Origin of the sequence: Porphyromonas gulae (assembly GCF_000765945.1) — a bacterium.
GTDB lineage: Bacteria > Bacteroidota > Bacteroidia > Bacteroidales > Porphyromonadaceae > Porphyromonas > Porphyromonas gulae.
In genome coordinates, this window is the sequence record NZ_JRAT01000012.1 from 180,322 (window position 1) to 204,617 (window position 24,296).

The 24,296-nt window shown below is 50.5% G+C and carries 21 protein-coding genes and 1 tRNA gene; 11 read left to right on the forward strand and 11 right to left on the reverse strand.

From position 1 onward, the window contains the following. Window positions 1-177 precede the first annotated feature (177 nt). From HQ49_RS04255 to porY, 4 genes are all read right to left on the reverse strand, one after another. Window positions 178-1,203 (reverse strand): PspC domain-containing protein, encoded by a 1,026-nt coding sequence (locus tag HQ49_RS04255; protein ID WP_039418622.1) that lies wholly within the window; start codon window positions 1,201-1,203, stop codon window positions 178-180. Next, a complete protein-coding gene (gene recJ / locus HQ49_RS04260) occupies window positions 1,200-2,954 on the reverse strand; it encodes a single-stranded-DNA-specific exonuclease RecJ (protein ID WP_039418623.1) in 1,755 nt (584 codons plus the stop codon). Before recJ ends, HQ49_RS04255 begins: the two co-directional genes overlap by 4 nt. 293 nt (window positions 2,955-3,247) lie before the next feature. Continuing rightward, window positions 3,248-9,040 carry a DUF3320 domain-containing protein gene (locus tag HQ49_RS04265; protein WP_039418625.1) on the reverse strand — a complete coding sequence of 1,931 codons (5,793 nt, stop codon included), beginning with the start codon at window positions 9,038-9,040 and terminating at the stop codon, window positions 3,248-3,250. A gap of 15 nt (window positions 9,041-9,055) precedes the next feature. After that, window positions 9,056-10,243: a two-component system sensor histidine kinase PorY gene (gene porY, locus HQ49_RS04270; RefSeq protein ID WP_018964476.1), complete on the reverse strand. Its 1,188-nt coding sequence runs from the start codon at window positions 10,241-10,243 to the stop codon at window positions 9,056-9,058. Between the two features lie 97 nt (window positions 10,244-10,340). On the opposite strand from porY, the gene HQ49_RS11740 reads away from it, so the two are divergent. Continuing rightward, the gene (locus tag HQ49_RS11740) at window positions 10,341-10,664 is read left to right on the forward strand and encodes a hypothetical protein (protein ID WP_162473240.1); all 324 of its coding nucleotides are present in this window, start codon (window positions 10,341-10,343) and stop codon (window positions 10,662-10,664) included. On the opposite strand, the gene HQ49_RS12625 is transcribed toward HQ49_RS11740, so the two are convergent. Next, window positions 10,630-10,722: a DUF1661 domain-containing protein gene (locus tag HQ49_RS12625; RefSeq protein ID WP_152566834.1), complete on the reverse strand. Its 93-nt coding sequence runs from the start codon at window positions 10,720-10,722 to the stop codon at window positions 10,630-10,632. The two genes, HQ49_RS11740 and HQ49_RS12625, sit on opposite strands and share 35 nt — an antisense overlap. Between HQ49_RS12625 and HQ49_RS11260 the strand changes: the two genes are divergently transcribed. The 4 genes from HQ49_RS11260 (at window position 10,694) to HQ49_RS04285 (ending at window position 13,275) form a co-directional block, all read left to right on the forward strand. Beyond that, entirely contained in the window at window positions 10,694-10,837 is a 144-nt protein-coding gene (locus HQ49_RS11260) for a DUF1661 domain-containing protein (RefSeq protein ID WP_369794158.1), read from the forward strand. The two genes, HQ49_RS12625 and HQ49_RS11260, sit on opposite strands and share 29 nt — an antisense overlap. Before the next feature lie 199 nt (window positions 10,838-11,036). Beyond that, window positions 11,037-11,109 (forward strand) — tRNA-Lys (locus tag HQ49_RS04275). Between the two features lie 452 nt (window positions 11,110-11,561). Next, on the forward strand, window positions 11,562-12,542 hold the full coding sequence (locus HQ49_RS04280) for a dihydroorotate dehydrogenase-like protein (protein WP_018964477.1): 981 nt from the start codon (window positions 11,562-11,564) through the stop codon (window positions 12,540-12,542). 61 nt (window positions 12,543-12,603) lie between these two features. Further along, entirely contained in the window at window positions 12,604-13,275 is a 672-nt protein-coding gene (locus tag HQ49_RS04285) for an OmpA family protein (RefSeq protein WP_018964478.1), read from the forward strand. Between the two features lie 109 nt (window positions 13,276-13,384). Here HQ49_RS04285 and bioD read toward each other — a convergent pair whose 3' ends face one another. Both bioD and dapA read right to left on the reverse strand, forming a co-directional pair. Beyond that, window positions 13,385-14,038 carry a dethiobiotin synthase gene (bioD, locus tag HQ49_RS04290; RefSeq protein WP_039418628.1) on the reverse strand — a complete coding sequence of 218 codons (654 nt, stop codon included), beginning with the start codon at window positions 14,036-14,038 and terminating at the stop codon, window positions 13,385-13,387. A gap of 29 nt (window positions 14,039-14,067) precedes the next feature. Continuing rightward, window positions 14,068-14,961, reverse strand: coding sequence for a 4-hydroxy-tetrahydrodipicolinate synthase (gene dapA, locus HQ49_RS04295; RefSeq protein WP_018964480.1), 894 nt, complete (start codon window positions 14,959-14,961; stop codon window positions 14,068-14,070). Between the two features lie 229 nt (window positions 14,962-15,190). Here dapA and HQ49_RS04300 point away from each other — a divergent pair, with 229 nt between their 5' ends. The 4 genes from HQ49_RS04300 (at window position 15,191) to HQ49_RS04315 (ending at window position 18,870) form a co-directional block, all read left to right on the forward strand. Continuing rightward, a complete protein-coding gene (locus tag HQ49_RS04300; RefSeq protein WP_018964481.1) occupies window positions 15,191-15,466 on the forward strand; it encodes a YtxH domain-containing protein in 276 nt (91 codons plus the stop codon). Window positions 15,467-15,721: 255 nt separating this feature from the next. Beyond that, entirely contained in the window at window positions 15,722-16,102 is a 381-nt protein-coding gene (locus HQ49_RS04305) for a hypothetical protein (protein WP_018964482.1), read from the forward strand. A 41-nt stretch (window positions 16,103-16,143) separates the two neighbouring features. Further along, window positions 16,144-16,494, forward strand: coding sequence for a hypothetical protein (locus tag HQ49_RS04310; protein ID WP_039418629.1), 351 nt, complete (start codon window positions 16,144-16,146; stop codon window positions 16,492-16,494). 90 nt (window positions 16,495-16,584) lie between these two features. Beyond that, window positions 16,585-18,870 carry a helix-turn-helix domain-containing protein gene (locus HQ49_RS04315; RefSeq protein WP_039418630.1) on the forward strand — a complete coding sequence of 762 codons (2,286 nt, stop codon included), beginning with the start codon at window positions 16,585-16,587 and terminating at the stop codon, window positions 18,868-18,870. Here HQ49_RS04315 and tilS read toward each other — a convergent pair. The 4 genes from tilS to HQ49_RS12630 all read right to left on the reverse strand — a co-directional run bounded on the left by tilS (window position 18,865) and on the right by HQ49_RS12630 (window position 22,603). Continuing rightward, entirely contained in the window at window positions 18,865-20,229 is a 1,365-nt protein-coding gene (gene tilS / locus HQ49_RS04320) for a tRNA lysidine(34) synthetase TilS (protein WP_039418632.1), read from the reverse strand. The genes HQ49_RS04315 and tilS overlap by 6 nt on opposite strands. A 262-nt stretch (window positions 20,230-20,491) precedes the next feature. Continuing rightward, a complete protein-coding gene (locus tag HQ49_RS04325; protein ID WP_039418633.1) occupies window positions 20,492-21,247 on the reverse strand; it encodes a zinc ribbon domain-containing protein in 756 nt (251 codons plus the stop codon). Window positions 21,248-21,264: 17 nt separating this feature from the next. Further along, window positions 21,265-22,359, reverse strand: coding sequence for a Nif3-like dinuclear metal center hexameric protein (locus HQ49_RS04330; protein ID WP_039418635.1), 1,095 nt, complete (start codon window positions 22,357-22,359; stop codon window positions 21,265-21,267). A 166-nt stretch (window positions 22,360-22,525) separates the two neighbouring features. Next, complete coding sequence (locus tag HQ49_RS12630; RefSeq protein ID WP_152567899.1) at window positions 22,526-22,603, reverse strand: DUF1661 domain-containing protein; 78 nt, start codon at window positions 22,601-22,603, stop codon at window positions 22,526-22,528. Between HQ49_RS12630 and HQ49_RS12080 the strand changes: the two genes are divergently transcribed. Together HQ49_RS12080 and HQ49_RS04335 are read left to right on the forward strand one after the other, a co-directional pair. After that, a complete protein-coding gene (locus HQ49_RS12080; protein ID WP_152569147.1) occupies window positions 22,572-22,808 on the forward strand; it encodes a DUF1661 domain-containing protein in 237 nt (78 codons plus the stop codon). The two genes, HQ49_RS12630 and HQ49_RS12080, sit on opposite strands and share 32 nt — an antisense overlap. Window positions 22,809-22,921: 113 nt before the next feature. After that, window positions 22,922-24,289: a C10 family peptidase gene (locus tag HQ49_RS04335; RefSeq protein ID WP_039418637.1), complete on the forward strand. Its 1,368-nt coding sequence runs from the start codon at window positions 22,922-22,924 to the stop codon at window positions 24,287-24,289. Window positions 24,290-24,296 lie beyond the last annotated feature (7 nt).

The window sequence follows — 24,296 nt, forward strand, 5'->3', positions numbered from 1 at the left end:
AATGGTTTCTCTGCCAGATGACAATTATCGCTCATACTTATTGATAGGCTGCTGTTATTCTTTTTCAAAAGGTAAGATTCTAAAGCGAAGATATGAACAAAAACTCAAAAACCTTTACAGGTTCTCTCCAAAAAGATAGACGGAACATTGTTTAAGACATCACTCATATTAAGCCGATTACACCGAATGACGATGCAGGAAGAAATTCAAACCCAGCTCACGGGTTATCAAAATGAAGACTACAGCCAATAAAATTGCCGCTACAAACCAGATGGTCAAGCCTAGCCATTTGAGACCAACAGGAATAATGCCATTTCTTCCCGGACCGTGGTGCCTTAAGATGATAGCCATTACCGGCACAACGACAATGATGGAAAGAGAAACCGTAGCACAGAGCACCATCCATGAGGGAATAGATACCCAATCCGAGGTTAAGGGAGCATCAGTTGCGTAATCACCTGCAAATAACTCCAAAACCAGCCCCAAGAGCCCGAAAGCAACGGCGAATACAAATCCGATTCCTACGAGGACGAACAATCCTTTCAGGACACATCCCAATGTATTGAGTACCGAAGCACCCCTACGATGAAGATTCGCATCTACATCGGCAGCGACACGCCTACCAATATTCTCTACGGTAATCGGTTCGCCGTACATCTCCAGTTTTTGGGAAGCCGTTATTGCCGGGGGAGCTATCATCCAAACAGCTAAATAGCCGACAATAACCATCCAAAAGAGCGAAGACGCGACAATCGTCATGAGCACGACAATTACACGAACGGCATTCACATTCCATCCCGTATATGCTGCGATACCACTACAAACACCACATAGAACGGCACGATCCATGTCTCGGTAAAACTTTCGCTTCGGAGATTCCTCCGTTGCGTATCGATGGTCTGCTGCTTCTTTTCCATTCTGTCGGTATTGATCGGCACCGGCAGAATATCCGCCAACCATATTGATCTTTTCTATGACTTCTCGAATCAGGCCGATACTTATTATGGCGTGTTCGCTGTGCAATCGGGCGATGACCATATCCGACAAATAAGCCTCAAACTCTTCGATCGTTTTACAATCCGTATGGTTATCCCGATCGAAATGTGAGGCTAAATTGTGTAGATACTCCTCCAGCAGGTTATAGGCATCCTCATCAATATGGAAGACCTTGCCTCCCAGATTCATCGTGAGCGTTCTCTTCATCTTGTCTCTCCGTTAATGGTGGATTCTTCTTCGGGTTTGATGTCGCGCACCAGTAGCTGCAATGATTTATTGCCGTTGAATTCGTTCTCTTCTATCGTGTAGCAAAGGCGGAAAGGACCATTTTTGATCTCATCGCAATGACCGGCCTGATTAAATGCAATCCCACTCACCGGATGGCGTTCGCCCGATCCCACCCTCACATCTATCTTCAGGTGTTCGGATGTCTTCCCCACAGCCCTGCTACCTCCGGCATCGTACAGCTGTCGGGATATAAAGACCGGCTTGGAATTTTCCGGTCCGAATGGCCCCATCCGCTTGAGGTTGTCGAGAAGTTTGTAATTGACCTCTTCGATGGATATTTCGGCATCTACATCTATTTGCGGCACCAGTAATTCCGGCGATACAGCCTCTTCGGCATAGTCCGTAATCATCTTTCGGAAAGCTTCCAGATTCTCTTCTTTGATCGTCAGACCGGAAGCAAAAGGATGTCCACCGAAATTGACCAGCAAATCCTTGCAATGTTCGATAGCCTTATACACATCGAATCCTCCCACCGAACGAGCCGAACCGGAAATGTAATCGCCGCTCTTCGTCATCACGATCGTCGGGCGCGAATAGCGTTCAGTCATCCTGCTGGCTACTATGCCGATGACGCCCTTGTGCCATTCCGGCCGGTAGATAACGAGGATCTTCTTGTCCACATCGGATAGCTCGCCCAAAATGTCAATAGCCTGTTCCGTCACATCCTTGTCAAGCTCGCGACGTTGATCGTTGTATTCGTCTATATTGGCCGTTCGGCTTTGGGCCTCCACAGCATCCTGAGAGAGGAGCAGTTCCACAGCCTTCCCCCCATTCATCATACGACCGGAAGCATTGATCCGAGGCCCGATCTTGAAGACGATGTCGTTCATATCTATCCTTCGCTTCTTCAGACCGCATACATCTATTATAGCCTGTAAGCCAAGACAAGGGCGTTTATTAAGTTGGCGCAGTCCGTAATAGGCGAGTATGCGGTTCTCCCCCATAATAGGAACAATATCCGAAGCTATACTGACAGCCACGAGGTCGAGCAAAGGAAGGAGCTTGGATTCGGGTAAATTGTTGCTCCGGGCATAAGCTTGCATAAACTTGAACCCGACTCCACAGCCGGAGAGATGCTCGTAAGGATACGTATTGTCGGCTCTTTTGGCATCCAGCACCGCAACGGCATCGGGCAGGGTTTCATCCGGATTGTGATGGTCGCAGATAATAAAATCGATGCCAAGCGACTTGGCGTATGCCACCTTTTCGACGGCTTTGATACCACAGTCAAGTACGATTATCAGTTTCGTTCCGAGAGAGTGAGCCAAATCAATCCCTCGATAAGATATACCATAACCCTCATCGTACCGATCCGGAATGTAGTAATCCAATTGGGTTTCGGAGCAGCCCGTGGCGCGCAAGTACTTATAGACGAGTGCCACTGCCGTGGTACCGTCTACATCATAGTCACCGTAAATCATGATTTTTTCCTTTCGCCCCACTGCCCTGTTCAGGCGAGCCACAGCCTTGTCCATATCCTTCATCAGGAAAGGATCGTGGAGATCCTCCAATCTTGGGCGAAAGAAACGCTTAGCTTCCTCCACGGAAGCTATTCCCCTGCGTGCCAATAGGCACCCCACTACGGGCGCGAGCCTTAGCTCCCGACAGAATATTGTCCCGAGGGAACGTTCCTCTGCGGAAAACGGCTCCAAATTCCAGTTGTAATTCATTATATGTCATTTTTTTACTTTTTCAATTGTGAATAGCAAGAGTCGGAACAACAGGCACGTCCGGACTCCAACTTGTATTTATTTTATAACGCTACACCGTGCATTTCTATTGAAAATGACACCGGCCGGCTACATTTATGCTCCGTAAATGTAATAATAATGCTGTATCATTTGTGCACAACGTACAGAGAACCGACTTGATCCATCTGCAAACTTGCGAGGGCAAAGGGCGGTAGATTATCTTCCTCGGCGAACTGACGCATACTGCGAGATGCGGATATTAAGAGCAACCGCTATTCGTTCAGAGCGATCATTCCCCGATCGGATTCTCTGAACTTGCCGTTACGCAGGAGCTCCTCGACGGCATAGTCTGTATGTGTCTGCACTTTCGTTCCGTTACGAGCGAACCCAAGAAGCTGGGCTGCCAGTTTGCACAGTTCGAGGCGAGGAAGAGCAAGCTGTTCCTCCATGATATGCATAAGGGCATTCATGATCTCGATGGTGGGAATTTCGCTGATCTCTCTGCCGGAATCCGTGCGGTAATAGTCGAATCCTTCGGCCGCTTCGCTGTCTATCCAAAGCGTGTGGCTCCCTTCGAAGGAAACGGGATCGTGGTATAATTTGTCCGTCAGGCTATCGACGAGAGTTCGCAGGCGAGGAGAGACCCGACTAAGACCGAAGTGCTCGACTACGCGTCTGTACAAAAGGGTATCGGTAATAGGCTGCTCGGTTTGGACGATGGATCGGATCGCCTTTCTTGCTTCTGCCTTGTTGGCGGTCAGGGTACTTAGGTCGGCAGTGTGGTTAGGAGCCTTCTCGATCGGGAAAGAGCGATAGGGTTGCTCTTTGCTCTTGGATGGCTTTTGGAGTGGGGCGGCAGAGGTGATGGAAAACTTCTTTACCGGCTGTACCGGTGCCATAGAGGAAATAGCCGGCAAGCGGAGCAAGGCATCTACTTGTTCGACAATACGGTCGATCACCCGATCCTTGTTTTCGAACCAATCCACACTCCATACTCTATGGATATTCCAGCCGAGCATGCGAAGGACTCCCGGCCGGACGACTTCCCTATCGCGCGTGGTCTTCGTCTCGAAATAGTTTTTCCCGTCACACAAGATGCCGAGGAGGTATTGTTCCGGATTCTGCGGATGGCGTATGCCGAGATCTATTTTGAAGTTCGAACAGCCGATCATCGTGTCCGTCTTATAACCACGGCTGCGCAGTGCAGCTGCCAGATCGGTTACGATCGCACTCTCGGCACGTACCTGACTGCTTCGATTGGGCAAATGAGACAATCCGTGTGCGGCAAACTCTAAAAGCAGGCGCAGTCCCTCCACACCGAGCGAATTGGTTCGTTTGAGATCTATCTGTTCGGGACTGAGCGACGTATATATGATCATTTCGTATCGGGCACGCGATACGGCCACATTCAGCCGGCGTTCCCCATCCTTGTTGTTCAAGGGACCGAAGTTCATCGACACCTTACCGTCCTTGTCCGGTCCATAACCGATGGTGAAGAGTATGACATCGCGCTCGTCTCCCTGCACATTTTCCAGATTCTTGATAAAGATCGGTTCGGCACCATGCAAAGCTTTCTGTTCCAATTCGGGCCTGGTGCTCAGAGCGTCCATCAGCATATCTTCTACAAGGTTTTGCTGCGCCTGACTGAAGGATACCACGCCGATGCTTCGCTCGCACAGGGCCGGATCTTCCAGCCGTCGTATAATCTCCTCGACGATGGCTTGGGCTTCTTTGCGATTGCTTCTGGTGTTCGATTTGTCGTACACACCATCTATTTTCACCAGACTGACTTTCGAAACCCTGTCATCAGTGGAGGGGAAGGTAAAGAGTTTGCCGTCGTAGTAGCGACTGTTGCTGAACGCGATCAGGCTCTCATGCTTACTTCTGTAGTGCCATGTAAGGTAACGAGAAGGCATCGACAGCGAGATACAATCATCGAGGATGCTCTCCATATCGTCTATGTAGGCATCTTCTTCGTTGTTCCTTCCGGTCATGAAGAAACTGGTGGGCGGCATCTGCTTCGGATCGCCCACCACGACGAGTGCCTTGCCTCGGGCTATGGCACCTACGGACTCGCTCGTCGGCATTTGCGAGGCTTCGTCGAAAATGACCAGATCGAATTTCTCTGCATCGAGGTCGATAAACTGGGCCACCGACAGCGGACTCATCAGCATGCAGGGACAGAGCTTGGGCAGAAGAGTGGGTATTTGGTCTATGATCTTGCGAATGGAAGTCCCACGGCCTCCGTTGGCGATGTTTCGTTTCAGGATGCCCACCTCCGAACTGTTGGACGCAGTCATCGTCAGTTGGGGGATTTTCGCTGCCAAGCGACAGTATAGCTCCTGCTTGCTAAGCTCTTGAAAATTGGCCGTCAGGAATCTGTACTTCTCTATGACGGATTCGAAAAGGATACCGTTGAAGAGCTGTAGGGTAGGGTCTGATGCGATGGTCTCCTCTGCCATGCGCCTGTAGAGATTATGCGCAAAGGCTTCTGCCACAGATACAGCCGGCACGGATCCTTCGCCGTGGCATATCCTGTCGATGGCCGGTGCTGCTCCTTCATCCAAGAGAGCTCGCTTGCAGAGGATCCATTGCGACCAATCCTTCAACCGAGGCAGATGCTCTATCCAAACGGAAAGTCTGGCACAGATTTGTTCGTAGCCGGATGGAAGACTGATAGCGACGGAGTGGGCGAGGGAGTCCGACACCTGTAGCAGCCGGACGGTTCGGTCATATATCTGCTGTAGTTTATTCCTGTTGGAATCGAAGATGGGTTGCCAATGGCCGCCGATCTTAGCAGTCACGGCTTGGCGGATCAGTTCATAGCTTTGGCCTGTCTGCTCGGCATGACCGGCCAACAATCGGACAAATTCTTCGGATCGGTGAAGATTTTCTTGGGCCTGTAGCCATTCCCGGTCACTTCCCAAACCTCTGACATCGAACAAACGGATCAGCTCGGATTCGCTTCCACTGACCGATTCGCTCAACTCTTGCAGAGCGCAGAGACGTTCGATGAGCAAAGGCACTTCGGCTTTGGAGAGAGTGGGTTTATGACGGCGCAAACGCTTGACAAAAGAGCCGGAAGCAAAAAACCGAGGCAAGAACCATTTACTTTCGATCATTTGCCATTCCGCACGCAGCCTGTGGCCGTCTTCTTCCAGAACAGTCGGTGCATAGTCTCGCGTAAGCTCTTCATGCAGACGGAGCCTATCACGAGCCGTACCCAGCAGATCGTGGGTTCGGATGCACGCTTGTCGGTTCTCGGCGAGGTGGAACAGGTCGTCATTGAAGCAGGAAATATGGAACAGACAGCCGAGAATGTCGCGCATCCGGATCACGCCATCGACCGATTCGTCGAGACGAACACCCAACAGATCTTCCAGTGCCTGCGGAGCAGAGGACAATTCTCCGAACAGGCGTTTGGTTTCTGCTAAGCTATCGCGCAGCGATGGCAGGTTCAGCATCGTCGGATCAGTCGGCTCCAAACCGTCCAGCGGATGTCCGGCCGGATGTCCGCTGACCAAAAACACGGTGTCCAGTTGGGTTATATCTTCGACGACTTTCTCTATCGCCTCTTTCTGCAATAGGGTTGCCGGCACTCGGCTGACATCCATATCCGCTCCTGAATGTCGAAGGAAACCCGATATACAGTCGAATAGCGAGAGTCCGAAGCCCCTCTCTTGGTGCAGGGCGTCTACGTATGCGATGAGCTTGGAGCGGTGGGAGAAGAGTTCGTCCGCACAGCTCAGGTAGTCAGAGGCCGGTTGCAGACGTCGGATGTCCAAGGCCGTTTGCATCTGACTGAGGAAGTGACTCTTGGTGACTTTGTTGGAGTGCAGCTCCAGACAGAAAGGTGCCAGCCCGATCTTTTCCAGTCGCTTTTGAACGACCGACAAGGCAGCCATTTTCTCGGCAACGAAGAGCACACGCTTACCTCGGTACAGTGCGTTGGCTATCATATTGGTGATCGTCTGGGATTTTCCCGTGCCGGGAGGGCCATGAAGGATGAAGCTCTTTCCTTTCCCCGACTCGATCACGGCCTCCAATTGCGATGAATCCACATCGATCGGGATGGAATAAGCCGTCGGAGGCACTGTGCTGTCGATGATGCGAGCGTCGATTTCCTCTTCGCTGTGGTCGAACATTTGCAAGCGGTTGTTCATCAAACCGTTCAGGATAGGGTGCTCTTGCAGCTTATCGGCATGGGTGTGAATATCGTTCCACATGACGAATTTGTTGAAAGAGAACAACCCCACCATACTTTCTTCGAGCACATCCCAGCCTTTTTTGTCGCGAAGCTGTGAGCGAATAGCCGCCAAGACCAGTGGAATATCGGTACCCTTTTCGTCTTGAGGGAGCGTATTCAGGCCTGAGAGATCTATGCCGTATTGTTGCTTGAGCAGTTCGACCATCGTAATGTTCAGCATGGTCTCTTCGTCTCGGGTTCGCAGTTCATAGCCACGGCTTGCCCCTTTGCGGACAATTTCTATCGGCATGAGCAAGATCGGGGCGTAGCGAGGACGATGACTCTGCTCCGTCTCCATCCACCTGAGTATGCCTATAGCCAGAAAAAGCGAGTTGGCTCCGTTCTCCTCCAGAGCTGTTCTGGATTTTCTATACAAGTCTTTGAGGGTGTTTTGCAGTTCGCTTTCGTCCAAATAGGAGTAGAGCGTATTGCTATGCAGCCCCATCGTGACAGTGGCGGCTACGACCTCCGGATTGGTAGCGGAGTCGTATATACCATATTCGTTGGGACGGGCGCATCCGTCGGAGGGCGCAGGCAAGATGATAAACTTGTTGCCGGCATGGAGCGAATCCTCCAAAAGCTCGATGTTGTACGAGATAAGAGGCAAGGCTCTACGACCGGATCGGATATTGACAAGGTTGTTGCGCAGGGAAATATCCAGCAGCTTTCTTTCCCAAATATCCTGTTTGGTCAGCTCCTTATCGCTGTCCAGCTTGATGTCCAGCGGGCTGATCTTCATGATTCGCTTGGTGACATTGTCGTGCTTGATCCCCTCATTGACCAGCTCGAAGCCTCCCTCCGTAGCCACTCTCTGCGGCAGGGGTTTGATCCCTCCGAGCCGGCAAGCCACTACGTCTATGAACATCTGAAACAAGCCCGTACGCAGCTGCTGCGTAGCCATTTCAACGGCCAGTTCGAAACTGACAGGCTCCGAGGTCGTCAGCATCGTACTCTCGACGAAGACAATATCGTGGATACCATTGGCACAGCCCTTGAGCAGAAACTCCCGATCGTCGCCGGTGGCCTGGCTATAGAATCGCTCTTCCTGCCAGACACCCAAAAAAATATGCCCTTCGAACAGGACCAAAAGGGGATAAAGCCCTATATGCTCTATACAAGCCGCGAAGAGCAGGGTCAAATCTATGCAAGTACCTATTTTTTCATTCAGCACCTTGTCTGCCAACCGGATCCGTTGGCCTGCTTTTTCGAAGCTCGCCGGCGGATTGCTATAGACGATCCCTTCCGAGCGCAAGGCCTCGTACACGGCGGCTACCTGCCAGCGAACGATGGAGGGGTCTTGCGATTGGTATCCGGATAGCGAGTTGGACTTTGTCCATCGCTCCATGAATTTGGCCGCCTTGACGAGAACACGGGAGAGAAGCGGATGATTCGGTGTGACGAATGCCGACAGTATCTCAGGCATTATGCGGATCCCGGCCCACTGGTCATAGGCCATCAGATGCACTTCGTACTCTTCCCTGTAGATCTCTTCTTGCCCCACTCGGACGGTGCAGGAGAAGGAAGTGTCGAAGCCCTCTGTCAGCGAAATGAGCCGGGCTGCATCGACCTTCAGCTCCAGACCCTCCGCTTCTATGGTAGTACCTGTAGGAATCAGATCGAAATGACAGTCTGCCGGCTTGAGGTAAGCTCCTTCGATGAGGACGGTCGTATCCACCCAGTCGCGCCCGCTCTCGTTCGAGATGGCACAGCGACTGATGGTACGGATACCGTTGTGCTGGATGGCAAAATTGATAAAGTCGATATACTCTAAAATCAAAGCTCCGGAGTACGGGGCAGAAAAGGATTTGTTCGGCTCCATATTTCATTCGTATACTTATGGCAGATCGGCCTGCTTCGGCAGCAGAATACGGAAAGTGGTACCAATGCCCGGCTCCGATTGCTTTACGCTTATTTTCCCTTTGTGATATTTCTCTATGATTCGCTTTGCCAGAGACAAGCCCAAGCCCCAACCTCTGGTCTTCGTGGAATAGCCCGGACGGAATATATCGCGCATTTTCCCCTTGGGGATCCCTTTGCCCGTGTCGGTAATATCTATTACTGCGTACGAGCCTTTCTCCTTGAGTTCGATCGTGATCTTTCCTTTGCCACTCATGGCATCGACGGCATTTTTGATCATATTTTCGATCACCCAACTGAACAGCGGTGCCGAAAGGGCTATGCGCATGACCTCATTCGGCATCCTCAATTCTATGTCCACCTGTCGCGATACGCGGTAGCGCATGTAGTCCGCTGTGCTGCCCAAAGCCTGACGGACATCCTGTACTTCCGTCTTGGGTTCCGAGCCTACCTTTTGGAACCGTTCGGCTATCATACGCAGTCGGTCTATATCCTTTTCCATCTCATTGGTGATAGATGGATCCTCTTCCGATGCCTTGAGGAGTTCCACCCATGCCATCAGGCTGGATATGGGGGTACCGAGCTGATGGGCAGTCTCTTTGGAGAGTCCGTTCCATACACGATTCTGTTCGGATCTGCGCTCAGCCAGCAAGGCCATGATGGAGATACCGAGGAAGACAAATATCACGCTCAGAGCTATATAAGGCAATACCAACAGTCGCCGCAGGGTTTGGCTGTCGGAATAATAGAGGAATTGTGGCCGACGGGCCTCTATTTCTATTCGGATAGGAGGATACCCTTCCTTGAAATAACGAAGTTTCTTTTGGAGGTAGGGTAGTGCAGGTTTGCCGGCCGGAATGTCGATATTGTTGTGCGAAATAATGGAGTCTTTGGAATCGCACAGGATGACGGGGATGCTATTATTGGATTGGATAATCTGCAAAACAAGGTCTTTGGCCAGAACGGCTTCATCGTCCGAAGCCACGATCTTGGTAGCCTGTGCCCATAGCTCGATTTTCTGCCTTTCCTCGCCGGCCATCTTATCGATCAGGCTGTCCGAAGCAAACAGCGTAAGGAGGGCAATAACCATGGCTGCGAAAATAAAGGTAACGCGCATCGTGATGCGGCTCCGCTCGAAGAAAGTTTGATTACCGCTCCAGCTCATACCCTATAGTTTTCGCTTTTCGTTCTTGGTGAGGCCTCTTGTTCGTATTCTTTTGCATAAGAAAGTAGGTATGCTATGCGCCCAAAGATAGAGAATAATGGTCTACTGCGGTAGGGAGATATTCCTCATTCTGTCCGAATTTCTCTCAGCTTCGGGCAGCTCTACAGCTCCATCATCGGACAAAGCTCTCCCCGTTCTTTCCCCGTGGGGGCGGATCCACAGAACCTCCTCTATTGAACGCAAAATCCATACAATGATTGTATCGAGAACCGAAGAGGACAACCCTCGCCTATTCGACCGGAAGAAACTCCACAAGCAGAGACAGCTGACAGACATTCCTCCCACTAAAAGAAAGTGTAGGGAGCATCATCCCCTGTCGAATGAGTTTACGCGCGGAAATTTTCTCTTTTGTCCTTCCTGAAAATGTGGCGCGTAAACTTTTTGGTTTTGGTGCGAGAAGTAAAAAAATCTCGCGCCACAGCGAAAAAATTCTCGCGCCGCTTTTCGGGAAAACACGCGCCACAATCGGAGCATTTCCCGTTCGTATTTCCGAGGCTGTCAGTCGTAGACTTTCCGACAATGGTGAGGCTCTAACGCCTCCATCCTACAGACTCGGCCAACAGACAAGCACGACCTCCCCACACATTGCCCTCGCATTAGACTGATGGGGTCATAACAGCTGATGCAGGAAGGTGCATAAAAGAAAAATTTTCCGGAATCATTTGGCACATAACGAAAAAAGCATACCTTTGCAGCGTCAAAATCAAAAGGGGCTTTCCTTTTGATGGGTATTGACTCCGTAGCTCAGTTGGTAGAGCAAATGACTCTTAATCATTGGGTCGTGAGTTCGAGCCTCACCGGGGTCACAAAACAATAGTAGAGAGGGCTGTGTTGAAATAGTTTTTTTTCGACACGGCCCTTTTACTTTTATATTCGGGTTCGCCTTTTTCCGGGAGGAAAGCTCTCGCATCAGGCCTTCCGGCCCCCCTGCCCTCGAAGGGACAGAGATATAAAAAGAGCCTTTCGCCCTATTCGGCAGGGCTGCTGCATATATTACTATATTAGGTATATGAATGAAGGAACAGGACGATTAACGGCTGAGGTGAAATAAATTATATCTTTGTGCAAGTATTCATTCTAACAAAAGTGTAAGTATCAATAGAATAGACCTTCTGTGTAGCCCGTATCTCGCATATATGTGCCGGAGGCACTGGGAAGTCCTGTTGTCGAGGGCGTTTTTCGTCTGTCTTGAAAGAGATGACCGAGAGTGATCGGGGAAGGCTTGCAGGGTCTTTTTCGTAATTCATAATAAACAGATATGATCGATTTGTCCACTGAGTTCGCCGGCTTGCGCCTGAAAAATCCTATTGTCGCAGCAAGTTCGGGACTGACCCGCAACCTCAAAACCATCAAAGATCTCGAAGCAGCGGGTGTTGCTGCCATCGTACTGAAATCACTGTTCGAAGAGCAGATCGAGGCAGAAATGTCCCAAATGATGTCCCCGATGGATTACCCTGAGGCGGCAGACTATATCAATGCCTATGTACAGAGCAACGAGATCTCCAAACACCTCGACTTCCTTCGCGAAGTGAAGCGCGAGGTGGCTATCCCCGTAATAGCCAGCATCAACTGCTTCCGCTCCGATTCGTGGGTGGACTTTGCCAAACAGTTCGAAGAGGCCGGAGCCGACGCTCTCGAAATCAACGTGATGCGACTCAATACCGATCTCTTCTTCGATGCCAACAAGGCCGAACAGATGTATGTGGATATTATCAGTTCTCTGATCAAAGCCATCAGAATCCCTGTAGCGGTGAAGCTGTCCAAGTCTTTTGCCAATATCCCATCTCTCGTCGATAAGCTGCGGGCGGCAGGAGCCAAGGGGGTAGTACTTTTCAATCGCTCATACCAGCCGGACATCGACATCGACAAGGTGCAAATGGTGGCCGGAGATGTATTTACCTCTGCCGGAGAAATCTCGGACACGATTCGCTACGCCGGTATCGTCAGCGCATTGGTGCCGGGCATATCCATCGCCTCTTCCACGGGTGTTCATGATGGAGAGGCTGCACTCAAGTGCCTGTTGGCCGGTGCACATGTGACGCAGATATGTACCGCTCTTTACAAAAAGGGACCTCAATTCGCGGCCGAAATGATCGCCACCATTGAGAGCTGGATGCAAGTAAAGGGCTACTATTCGGTCAGTGAATTCCGAGGCAAACTGAATGCTGCAAGCGTGAAGTCGGCAACGATGTACGAGCGTATGCAGTTCATGAAGTACTTTGCCAATAAAGATAATTGATCCCCTGCGGGATAGCTTTGTGTGAACAAAGCATAGTGTAAACGAATAAAAAGAAGAGCTAATGAAGAAATCAAGTGTAGTGGCCTCGGCTTTGGCCGTGGGTCTCGTGTTCGCCGGTTGCGGACTGAACAATATGGCAAAAGGCGGCCTTATCGGCGCCGGAGTAGGAGGTGCTATCGGTGCCGGAGTAGGTAACGTGGCCGGAAATACGGCTGTCGGTGCCATCGTCGGTACCGCAGTCGGTGGAGCAGCCGGTGCTCTCATCGGGAAAAAGATGGACAAGCAGAAGAAGGAACTGGAGGCTGCTGTACCCGACGCTACGATCCAGACCGTAAATGACGGAGAAGCTATCCTTGTTACTTTCGACAGCGGCATTCTTTTCGCCACGAACTCCAGCACGCTGAGTCCTAACTCACGCACTGCGCTGACGAAGTTCGCTGCAAACATGAACAAGAACCTCGATACGGACATCCGCATCGTAGGCCATACGGACAATACAGGCTCCGACAAGATCAACGATCCTCTGTCCGAGAGACGTGCAGCCAGCGTATACTCTTTCCTGAATTCTCAGGGCGTGAGTATGTCGCGTATGACAGCTGAAGGACGTGGAAGCCACGAACCGATTGCGGACAACAGCACAGCTGCCGGACGTTCGGCCAACCGTCGTGTAGAGGTTTACATCTTGCCGAATGCCAAGATGATCGAACAAGCTCAGCAAGGTACGCTGAAATAAGCCTTATAGACCTAAGGAAATAGCGAAAGCCTCCGACTCTGCCTAACAAGGAGAGTCGGAGGCTTTTCTGTTTTTAGGATAGAATCTTGATTGTTGGCCTGTGCCCGAATCAATGCCGTTCTGACATCACCATAAGCTGCGTGTCGGGATGATATTTATCCAGATAGAAGCGGAGATAATCGAGGGTGTTGGCTGTGATGCGGTCGTCTTCAGCAGGATAAAGATTGTAGACAATGGTTTCGACCGTAATGCCCCTGTGGCAGCATAATTCCAAATTGAGTAGCGTATGGTTGATACTCCCCAGTCGCCCACTCGTCACGAGTGCGATCGGGTAATCTCGGTCAGCAATAAAATCAGCCGTAAGATAGTCTTTGGTGATGGGCACCATCAGTCCGCCGGCGCCTTCCAGAAGCACGCGATCGTAGCCGCGAGAAAGCAGAGCCTCAGTAGCCCGGTCTATGATCTTGCAGTCCACCCTTTTGCCATCTATATCGGCGGCAAAGTGAGGGGAAGCCGGATAACTGAAAATATAGGGGCAGGTAAGACCTAATCGGTCTTCCTCCATCATGGAGCATCCGGTCAGACGGCGGTGTGCTTCTATATCCTCAGAAGTGCCGACGCATCCCGTCTGTACGAGCTTCTGGGTGATGACTCTTTGCCCTGACTCGGAGAACTTGTCGAAAAGAAAAGCCGTGGCATAAGTTTTCCCGATATTCGTGTCTATTCCGGTTACAAACAGTACTTGAGAGGGAATGATAGGCATGGCTGTATGGACGAAAGTTGAAAATCTTTTTACCGCTGTTCGATCTGATTGCGAACTCTGGCAATCAAAGTAGACGTAGAGTCCGATGCAGATACAAGCGGCAGCCGTAGTATATTGTGACGGATGAGTCCTTTTTGATAGAGCAATTCCTTGATTCCGGCCGGATTACCATCGACGAACATCAGGTAGTACATTCCTTCGAGTCGCTGTTGGATGGCTTCGGCTTCTTCAAATCGGTTCTCCAAACACAGATGTATCAAGCGACTGAAAAGTTCCGGATAGGCATTCCCGATCACGGAGATAACCCCCTCGGCACCTTCTTTAATAAAGGAAAGGGAGAGATGATCGTCGCCCGACAGGACGATGAAGGGATCGGGTTTTTCCGCCACTATTGCACGTACTTGATCTACATTACCCGATGCTTCTTTGACACCGATGATATTCGGACAGTCTGTAGCCAGTCTAAGAGTGGTTTCGGGTTTGATATTTACACCCGTTCGTCCCGGAACGTTATAAAGGATGATAGGCGTATCGGTAGATTCGGCCAATTTCCTGTAATGTCTATAGATGCCTTCTTGCGTGGGTTTGTTGTAGTAAGGTGCAACGGATAAGATGGCATCCACGCCGGTCTTGTCCATGGCTTGGAGCCGATTGACGATCCGCTCCGTATAGTTACCTCCGGCCCCAACGATGATCGGACACCGTCCTGCCACCGCCTCCCTGACTGTTTGCATTATGGCAGAGCGTTCGGCTTCCTCGATGGTGGGCGATTCACCCGTTGTGCCAAGTACTACGATGTAGTCGGCACCTCCCGCTACCTGATAATCCGCTAAAAGTCGAAGCGATTCGTGATCTACCTCTCCCTTCTCATCGAAGGGGGTAATCAGGGCAACCCCCATACCTCGCAACTGTGCTCTGTCCATTCGTATTCTATTTTAGAAACAAAAGTAAAAATAATGGAGCAATGAATATGAAGAGGTATTTACAATTCGGAAGGAACTGCAGAATTGGAGAAATATGAAATTGTTTCATTCGGAAAAAACTTTTATCTTTACGGATGAACAATTAACGAAACTATTCACCATTCGAGTGTAATTGGTTTTCTGACAAAATTGATTCAAAAGCATTTAATTAAAGTAAGGAGGATTTTTTATGAGCTCACAAGGAAAGTTTTCTCTCGGTCTGTTAGTGGGCCTTGCCATTGGGGCTGCCGCTGCTTATTTCGCCGATCGTGAAAAGCGCAATCGCTTCGTTGAAGACATCAACAGCACTGCCGACAAAGTAAAGGACAGCGTGGTGGAAGGCTATTACGAAGCCAAGAACCGCTACCAGAAGTACCGTAGGAAGATGAAGGGAATCACCGAGGATATGGTGGAAGAGATCGGTGACAAGTACGACGAAGTACTCGACGATCTCAGAAGCGAATAACTCCGGGGGCGTGTAGATCGTGTGCCAGGCATACCATCTACACGCCTTATCTTTTGAAGGCGGAAGTGTGTCAGAGAGCCCGTTCCCCTTTGTGCCAATCGAACACCCCCTCAGGGACGTAAGGTTTTTAGGAGTAGAGATGGTTGTATGCGGTCGAGTTGATTTTGTTGCCGGACTGAAATATAATCTGCTGCCGGCTCTTTATCTCGTTTTTTCATCCCTATTCCATTTAAGTTTAACTAAGATAGACAGACAATGCTCAAACGACTAATAGAAAATACATATCGCTATTTCGCCCTTCGGACAGAGAGCATAGCATATACGATAGCCGAAGAAGGAGCACGATTGATCGCGAAATTGGCTTTGCTGGCTATGTCCGTCCTGATGTCGTTCCTGATACTCATATTCCTGAGTATCGCCTTAGGATTCGGCTTTGGGCGGTGGCTCGGAATAGGAGCTACGGGAGGCTTTTTCGTTGTAGTAGGGATCTATCTGCTGGTTTTCCTGATCGGATATCTTTGTCGTCATCTGATCAGAAGATTTATCCTCGGACGGCTGGCCGGAGAGGTGCTGGAAATCGTAGCTCGCCATCAAAGAAAAAAAGAAGAAGAGGAAGAGAGGGCAAATAATAAATAGTTCCGACAAAAGTCGTCGTACAAACCATAACAAAAAGAAAGATGCGAGCATATTATGAACTGAAGCGTCGTCGAGATGCATGCGAAAAGGAAGCAATGCGGTGCCAAAAGGATATCTTTCGTTGCTTGGATCATGTACGCAACAATTATGGCGACATGATCTTCCAAGAAGTTGAGAACCACCTGTTCTACCCCAGTAGCCTCGGCAACAAAATACTCCGCTTCTTCATCGGCAAGAAGCAAGTGCCTTCAGCTAAACTAATGACTCCGACGGGTCGACCTACGCTTCATCTGATCGAGCAACTTACGGACTTCGGTCGTCCTTTGTTGATCAGTACCCTGCTTGGCTTTGTCAAGCGTAGTATCGTTCGCCGCTTCCGCAAGCGTCGATAATCTCCCCGATTCTGTCTTTTCGGGCAAGGGGCATTTTATGTCAGCGGCTGACAAACCGATATAATTGTTGTCTGCCTGAAACAAATCTCCATGAACACAAAAGAATATGTGCTGGACTTTATCAACCGCACGAACTGTAACCTTTTCCTTACCGGCAATGCAGGGACAGGTAAAACGACCCTGCTGCGCCACATTGTCCAACACACATTCAAAAACTGTATAGTAGCTGCTCCCACCGGAATAGCAGCCTTAAATGCCGGTGGCGTGACGCTGCATTCGCTTCTCCAGCTTCCTCCGGGGACATTCATTCCGTACGGATTGCCTCCCGAAAGCACAATGGGGGTAAACATCCTTACACCGACATCTTTCTGGAAACAGACACGTATGCATGCTTCGAAGCGCAAATTGCTTCGAAACATGGAGTTGCTCATCATCGACGAAGTCAGCATGCTCCGTGCCGACACGCTGGATCTGATCGATTTTGTTCTTCGTCGCGTGCGGAGCAATCCCCGATCTTTCGGTGGAGTACAAGTCCTGTTTATCGGTGATCTTATGCAGCTTCCGCCGGTAGTCAAACCGCATGAATGGGAGCTAATGTCAGCAATCTATCAAGGCGTTTTCTTTTTTCATTCCATGGTGATTCGTCAGCATCCGCCGGTATTCCTCGAACTGGAAACGATATACCGGCAGACGGACACACGCTTTATGTCCTTGCTGAACAACCTGCGCCACAATCGTCTGCCGGCAGACGACTTGACCTACCTGAAGGATCATGTGAATCCGACTTTCGACAGCACCTGTCACGAAGGCTATATTACGCTGACAACGCATAACCACAAAGCCGATCAGATCAATCGACGCGCTTTGGAAGCCTTACCTGCACTGCCCCATTCCTACCAAGCGATCATCAAGGGCGATTTTCCGGAACATCTGTATCCTTTGGAGCCGACGATGACGTTGAAAGAAGGTGCCAGAGTGATGTTCGTTCGCAATGATACTCGCCAACCTAGACGCTACTACAACGGGAAAATAGCCGTAGTCCACTCCCTTTCTCCTTCCTCGGTAGTCGTTCGGACTGACGGCGGAGAGCTTATAGAGGTAGAGCCACACGAGTGGACCAACGTCCGCTACTCCGTGAACCCCGAGACCAATGCCCCCGAACAGGAAGTAATCGGCAGCTTCCGCCTTTTTCCGCTTCGAGCCGCTTGGGCTATCACCGTGCACAAGAGCCAAGGACTGACTTTCGAACACGCCGCCATAGATCTGGAAGGTGTCTTCGTTCCCGGTCAGGCCTACGTAGCCCTGTCACGTATGACGGGCCCTGAAGGGATGATACTGCTCTCCCCTCCCGATCTGCGTGGGTTGGAAACTCCCCAAGAACTGGTCGAATATGCACAGACGAAGCCCAACGAAAAAGAACTCCGGACTTCTTTGCAGGAAAACAGTCTTATCTATTGGAAGCAGCAATCCGACGAGGCTTTCGACTGGCAGAGCTTGATGAATATATGGCACAAACACAGTCTCAGCTATCGGGAGGAGAGCGAGCTGAGCAGCAAAAGCCATTATAGCGATAGAGCAGCCGAACAATCGGCCAAAATAGATGCGATGGCGGAAGTAGCCGGACGTTTTCGCCGGCAACTTGCCGGCCTTTGGGGGCAGTCTCCGCTTGGATTCGGTGCCGTCAAAGAGCGAATCGACAAAGCCGTGGACTATTTCCTGCCACAACTTTCTGCCATAGCAGGCGAACTTTCCTCCACGATCCAAGAAGTCGGAATGCTGAAAAAAGCCAAACAGTTTGCGAAAGAACTGCTCGAGCTACAGGACAATCTTCATACCGCCGTGTACCGCCTGCTTCGCTTGCGAGCCGTTTTCGGTGCTCTCTCTGCCGGCCAAAGCCTCAGCAGACAGGAACTTCGGACGGAAGAGCTGATGGCCGAATGGGTACGCAGCGTTTCACCCAAGAACGAAGCCCTGCCAACAGCCGCCGGCAATCGAAAGAGTAAAGAGAAAAAAGCCAAGGAAAAGAAAAAGACTACCCACGAGACAACGCTCGAATTGCTACTGGCAGGTATGAGCATAGAAGAGGTCGCTACCGAGCGGAAACTCAGTCCGAGCACCATCGAAGGGCACGTTGCCCTTTTGATAGAGAAAGGACGATTGGCTCCCGATGCCTATATAAATGCCGGTATCATCTCCGAATTACGCCCCTATTTCACCAATCCCTCTCGCATATTCGAGCTCAAATCCTTGTATGAGCGTCTCAATGGGCAGTATTCCTATACCCTACTCCGCCTTTACCGTGCTTACTTCATCCTGATGGATGCAAAGGGGAAAGAATACACTCACAGAGAAAAAACCATCGAGCAAGCTCTATAATTCGAAAGAAAAGAGCAGATATTCTTCTGAATCCGTCAGCCCATTGATGGCGAATCGCCGATCGGCTGCATAGCCCATGATCCATACCACTTCTGTACCTCGAGATAAGAGCCAAGCCTCCTCTCTCCGGCTCCGCGGCACATGACGATCGATAAAGAAACGGCTCACTCTCTTACAGCCATTCATCCCGTAAGGATAAATACGATCGCCTGGCTGCGGACGACGCACGCAAAGCCCCTCCGGAGAGGATTGCACAAGCGACAAAGAAAGCAACAGCTTGGTATTCGGAAGCCGCAGACCCTCCAAGCCCAAATCGGCAGGAGTACCACGCTGCCAACTCAGTCGCTTTCCATCCGGCAGATCGAGGAAGGAGTCTCCGATTTCAAGGCCGAACGGTTTCGACATCTCCGTCTTCGACGATAAGGGAAGCACCGTAAGCCGCCCCCTCTCACGCAAGAGACGATGCGAAGAAGAGAAAAAAGAAGCTCCGGGCGGATTGTCCAGAGCAGCAGCCACCTCCCGTATCTGATCCCTGTTGAACCCGTACGGATGCAGCAGATCGTACAGCAGCGTAAACGGAGCAGGTGTTTCTTCGACCTCCCGAACGCTTATCGAAGCGGTCGCACTGAGGCTGTCGTGAAAATCCTCCGTTGCCTTCGAGTAAAAAGCTGCAACACCCTCCAGATTCTCCCGAGTGCGCAGCAACGCCTCCTGAAGCGACGGATTCAACTCCTTTAATAGCGGCATGATCCGGTGTCTGACCAGATTGCGCCGGAAGCGCGTATCCTCGTTGGAAGAGTCCGTACGATAGGTGATTTTTCGGTCGAGCAGATAAGCCTCTATCTCATCCCGTGTGGCATCCAGCAGGGGGCGCACGACACCATCGTTCCGCTTATAAGGCATCCCGCACAGGCCGTTGATTCCCGTTCCCCGACAGAGGTTGAGCACCATGGTTTCGGCATTGTCGTCGGCATGGTGTGCCACTGCCACGTATTCGATAGCCAGTTCTTTCCGCAACTGTCCGAACCATTCGTAACGCAGTTCACGTGCGGCCATCTCGATCGAAATCGACCGCTCGCGAGCATAACGAACCGTGTCGAAGTCGATCCGATGCAGCCGGACATTCAGCTCACGGCACAGACCCTCCACGAAAGCTGCATCCTCATCGCTCTCTTCCCTTCGGAGGTGGAAATTGCAGTGTGCCGCCACCGTCTCATACCCCAATTCGCGCAATACGCAGAGCAGAGCCACCGAGTCGGCACCTCCGCTGAGAGCTACCAGTACGAGGCGGTCTCCTTCTCGGAAGAGCTTCCGCTCTCTGATCGTCGTTCGGACGCGGTTTGTCAGGGAAATCTTCATCTTGTCGTGAATATATCAGGGGAAAATATCCGGACCGGCCATCCTGCCGATGGGAAAATCTCTTGGGAATGACGAGGCTCTTCATCCGAATGAGCCGAATGCTGCCATAAAACAAAGAGAGAACTCTCGTCCTCTCTCATCAGTCCTGCCGGCGCCTCCGAAGAGAACCGGACCTTGTCTCGGAAAACTTCCGCACCTGTGAACCCGAAGCATCGGCCGCCAGCGAAAACCGCCCATACCGGCCTCTTACTTTTCAGGAGCCTTATGCTCCCATTTCGGGATCGACCATGATTCGTCCGCAGTATTCGCAGACGATGATTTTTTTCCGAAGTTTGACGTCCAACTGCTTCTGAGGAGGAATCTTGTTGAAGCAGCCGCCACAGGCATCACGCTCTACGGGCACCACGGCCAGGCCGTTGTGCGCACCCTTCCTGATACGCTTGAACGCCGTCAGCAGGCGCGGTTCGATCTTGGCTTCGAGCTTCTTCGCCTTTTCGCGCAGCTTCTCTTCCTCTTGCTTCGTCTCGGCAATGATGGTGTCCAGTTCGCCACGCTTTTCGGCCAACACCTCGCTATGCTCTTCCAGCACCTCTTTCAGAGCAGCTATATCGGTCTTGCGCTGTTGGATTTCGGCGTTGTATTCCTTGATCTTCTTTTCAGACAGTTGGATCTCCAACTCCTGAAATTCGATCTCCTTGGAGAGATTGTCGAACTCACGGTTGTTGCGCACCTCGTCGAGCTGTTTTTTGTATTTCTCCAGCAGCGTCTTGGCCGTATTGATCTTCTCCTTTTCGGCGGTTACAGCCTGATTGAGCTGCTTGGATCCGGCTGTGAAGTTCTCCAAACGAGTCTGCATTCCGGCGATTTCATCTTCCAGATCCTGTACTTCCAGCGGCAGTTCGCCACGGAGAGTCTTGATCTTATCTATTTCAGAGAGGGTATTTTGCAACTTGCTCAGTGCTGCCAATTTTTCCTCTACGCTCTGTTCGTTCTCAACGATGATCTTTTCTTTAGCCATGATGCTCAATTAACTAACTACAAATAGTTTACCGGATTGGTTGCAACCGATGATTTGTGGGTGGCAAAGGTAGGGAATTTCTGCGATATTATGCGCATAAATAGCTCATTAGCCACCTCTTCGCTCTCGTAATGACCGATCGTAACCAGCAGCAGATGCTCCCCTGCATCGAAGAAGTCGTTGTACTTCGCCTCACCCGTCAGGAAGAGGTCTGCGCCCTCCTGCGCGGCACGCCGCCACATGAAAGCACCGCTACCGCCGCATATAGCCATCCGCCCCAACGGCCGTTCCCTCCAAGCCGAATGGGACAGCACCTTCAGGCCGAATACCTCCTTGATGCGCAGCAGCATCTCGTGCTTGCTTGCGGGCGAAGGCAGGTCGCCCACGATGCCGCCTCCGGCCGAGGGATGATCGTTGGCCAGTGGGATCAGGCTGACAGCCGGCAGCTCGTACGGATGAGCTGCGTGCAGAGCCTGCATCACGGCACCCTGCCTGTATGCCGGCAGTACAATGCTGATCCGCTCCTCCGCCTCACGGTGCAATTCGCCTATCGCTCCCACAAAGGGATTGGCACCCTCGGCAGCTCTGAAAGTCCCTGTGCCGGCATGGCTGAACGAACAGCAATCGTAATGTCCCAAGCGGCCTGCACCGGCCTGCCACAAAGCCTGCCTCACGGCATCGGCATGCTCCGTGGGGACGAAGGTGACCAGCTCCAAGAGCTTGCCCTGCAGCGGCTCCAGCGGTCGCGTATTCAGCAAGCCGAAGCGTTCGGCCAGCAGCGCATTCAGCCCCTGCGGAGCGTTGTCCGCATTGGTATGAGCCGCATACAGCACCAGACCGTGCCGTACGGCCAACTCCACGCACCGCTCCACGTAGGAGCTGCCGGTCAATCGCTTGAGCGGTTTGAAGAGAATAGGATGATGCGCAATGACCAGATTGCATCCCAGCCGAATGGCCTCCTCCAATACCGCTTCGGTAACATCCACACAGAGGAGGGCACCCGTTGCCTCCCGGTTGGTGTCGCCCACCTGCACACCACTGTTGTCATAATCCTCCTGATAGGCCCTCGGGCAGACCGCCTCGATAGCTTCTATAATATCCTGAATAATCATCTTCGAGTACGAGCCAAACGGCTCTGTTTGGTTTCTTTAGTCCAAAGGTAATTTTTTGCACACACTTAGTCGTCTCGTCCTCATCCAAAGACAGTCACCGATGAGGGGCAAAACATCCTCTTACCTGAAATGACAAAATGAAAAAAATGCGCCGGAATCGGCCCGATTACGGTTCGTGTTTTCGGGAAAACACGCGCGAGAATTTTTTCGCTGTGGTTCCAAAAATTTTTAATTCTCGCGCCAAAACGAAAAAATTCTCGCGCCACTCTTTTTCAACTGCAAATCAGACCTGTTTACGAACCACAGCTACTAAAACAGCTTTGTCGGTCGAATTGTCATATTCTCCTATGCTGTATGTTCACGGAGATACTTCACCGATGCTCCCATGCATACGCATACGATGCCGCCTCATTCGTTGGATTCGTCCCCCCTATCCTACGCACAAATAACACCAATATGAGATTATCTTTTGTTAAAAATGTCATTCGTATTTGTTTTTATCTATCCATGAATTATATTTGTAGAGCCAACAGAATGCTTACAAATCAAAAAAGCACTTATTATGAGAAGATTTATTTTCATTGGTTTCGTACTGGTTGCAGTACTTACGGCTTGCACGAAGGAACACTTCGAGTATCAAGAAGACGGACAACAAGAAGGGCAATCTGAAACCAGATTGTTCGAGGAGAAAGTAAAGGCTTTTGCCCTTTCGTCTTTCACCGACATGTCGAAAGGAAGAGGTGCTACCCCTCTTGGCCTTCCGAATGTAGAAAGCATAGAACCCATTACCTCGGAGATTATACAACGCACCGGAACCGAGCGAGATACGGTAGCCTACATCGTCAATTTTGACCAAAATGCTTCTATGATTATTACAGGAAGCAGAATATTACCTCTCACCACAGTGGCTATTTGCGATTCAAGAATGGCTGTTATAGACACAATTCAGAACAAAGGGTTGGCCACTTTTATGAAATTACTACCAAACTATTACTATCAAGAGATAGGACAAAGAATCATTGATTTTGGCTTGGCGACACGGGAACAAGTAGCAAGCTATACAAGGGGCGACTTACTTCAGTTCACGGACCAATTAGAACCTCTTGGCGACATTCCCTCTCCTCTGATTCCAATCAACATCAATGATTACCTCAATGGAACGATCACATCATCTACAGAGATAACTTATAATGAGGTCGCAAATATGCTTACAGTGAATTGGGGGCAATCGGAACCGTTCAACCTCTTCGCAGAAGTGGTATTGTGCAATGGACAATTGATGCGAGCTCCTGCCGGCTGTGTCGCTATAGCAGTCGCCCAAATTACCACACGCCACCAACACCCTAAAGTACTGAATGGGCAGATATTAGACTGGACTGTATTGTCCAAACCCTATGCCCTAAGCTTTGTAACACCTTACGAGAAAAATACGATTGCTTCCTACATCCGAATTATAGGAGATTTTTGTGAAAACGACTGGGGTTGTGGTGCCACATCAGCGTATAGTTCGATCGTCCCTCGTGCATTCAGACTATTAGGATACACCACCTCTGGGTTGAGAAGTTATGGAAAAAATCGGGTAAACGAATCCCTACAACGAAGTAAACCTGTATATATATCGGGTAATAGTAGTGCTGGAGGTCATGGTTGGGCCATTGATGGTAGCCTCGAAAAGGTTATGAAAGAGTACTATTATAATAATTCAGGGGCTCTGCCTGACATAGGGATAAGACGTTGGATGTATTTCCATTGTAATTGGGGTTGGGACGGTACTGCGAATGGCTATTTCTTAGATAATGTCTTTAATACTTCCGAGGGATATTCCTATTATGGTAGCGACGGGGAATTGCAACCCAATCAATCTACTCAGTCTGGCTATTATTTCAATGCAAGGTTGAAAGTAGTAACGAACATAACACCGGTAAATTGACAAAGCT

Excerpts from the sequence above, each read along its gene's own strand:
- HQ49_RS04255 (WP_039418622.1), bottom strand. The coding sequence starts at position 1,203 with ATGAAGAGAACGCTCACGATGAATCTGGGAGGCAAGGTCTTCCATATT.
- recJ (WP_039418623.1), bottom strand. The coding sequence starts at position 2,954 with ATGAATTACAACTGGAATTTGGAGCCGTTTTCCGCAGAGGAACGTTCC.
- HQ49_RS04265 (WP_039418625.1), bottom strand. The coding sequence starts at position 9,040 with ATGGAGCCGAACAAATCCTTTTCTGCCCCGTACTCCGGAGCTTTGATT.
- porY (WP_018964476.1), bottom strand. The coding sequence starts at position 10,243 with ATGAGCTGGAGCGGTAATCAAACTTTCTTCGAGCGGAGCCGCATCACG.
- HQ49_RS11740 (WP_162473240.1), top strand. The coding sequence starts at position 10,341 with ATGGTCTACTGCGGTAGGGAGATATTCCTCATTCTGTCCGAATTTCTC.
- HQ49_RS04280 (WP_018964477.1), top strand. The coding sequence starts at position 11,562 with ATGATCGATTTGTCCACTGAGTTCGCCGGCTTGCGCCTGAAAAATCCT.
- HQ49_RS04285 (WP_018964478.1), top strand. The coding sequence starts at position 12,604 with ATGAAGAAATCAAGTGTAGTGGCCTCGGCTTTGGCCGTGGGTCTCGTG.
- bioD (WP_039418628.1), bottom strand. The coding sequence starts at position 14,038 with ATGCCTATCATTCCCTCTCAAGTACTGTTTGTAACCGGAATAGACACG.
- dapA (WP_018964480.1), bottom strand. The coding sequence starts at position 14,961 with ATGGACAGAGCACAGTTGCGAGGTATGGGGGTTGCCCTGATTACCCCC.
- HQ49_RS04300 (WP_018964481.1), top strand. The coding sequence starts at position 15,191 with ATGAGCTCACAAGGAAAGTTTTCTCTCGGTCTGTTAGTGGGCCTTGCC.
- HQ49_RS04305 (WP_018964482.1), top strand. The coding sequence starts at position 15,722 with ATGCTCAAACGACTAATAGAAAATACATATCGCTATTTCGCCCTTCGG.
- HQ49_RS04310 (WP_039418629.1), top strand. The coding sequence starts at position 16,144 with ATGCGAGCATATTATGAACTGAAGCGTCGTCGAGATGCATGCGAAAAG.
- HQ49_RS04315 (WP_039418630.1), top strand. The coding sequence starts at position 16,585 with ATGAACACAAAAGAATATGTGCTGGACTTTATCAACCGCACGAACTGT.
- tilS (WP_039418632.1), bottom strand. The coding sequence starts at position 20,229 with ATGAAGATTTCCCTGACAAACCGCGTCCGAACGACGATCAGAGAGCGG.
- HQ49_RS04325 (WP_039418633.1), bottom strand. The coding sequence starts at position 21,247 with ATGGCTAAAGAAAAGATCATCGTTGAGAACGAACAGAGCGTAGAGGAA.
- HQ49_RS04330 (WP_039418635.1), bottom strand. The coding sequence starts at position 22,359 with ATGATTATTCAGGATATTATAGAAGCTATCGAGGCGGTCTGCCCGAGG.
- HQ49_RS04335 (WP_039418637.1), top strand. The coding sequence starts at position 22,922 with ATGAGAAGATTTATTTTCATTGGTTTCGTACTGGTTGCAGTACTTACG.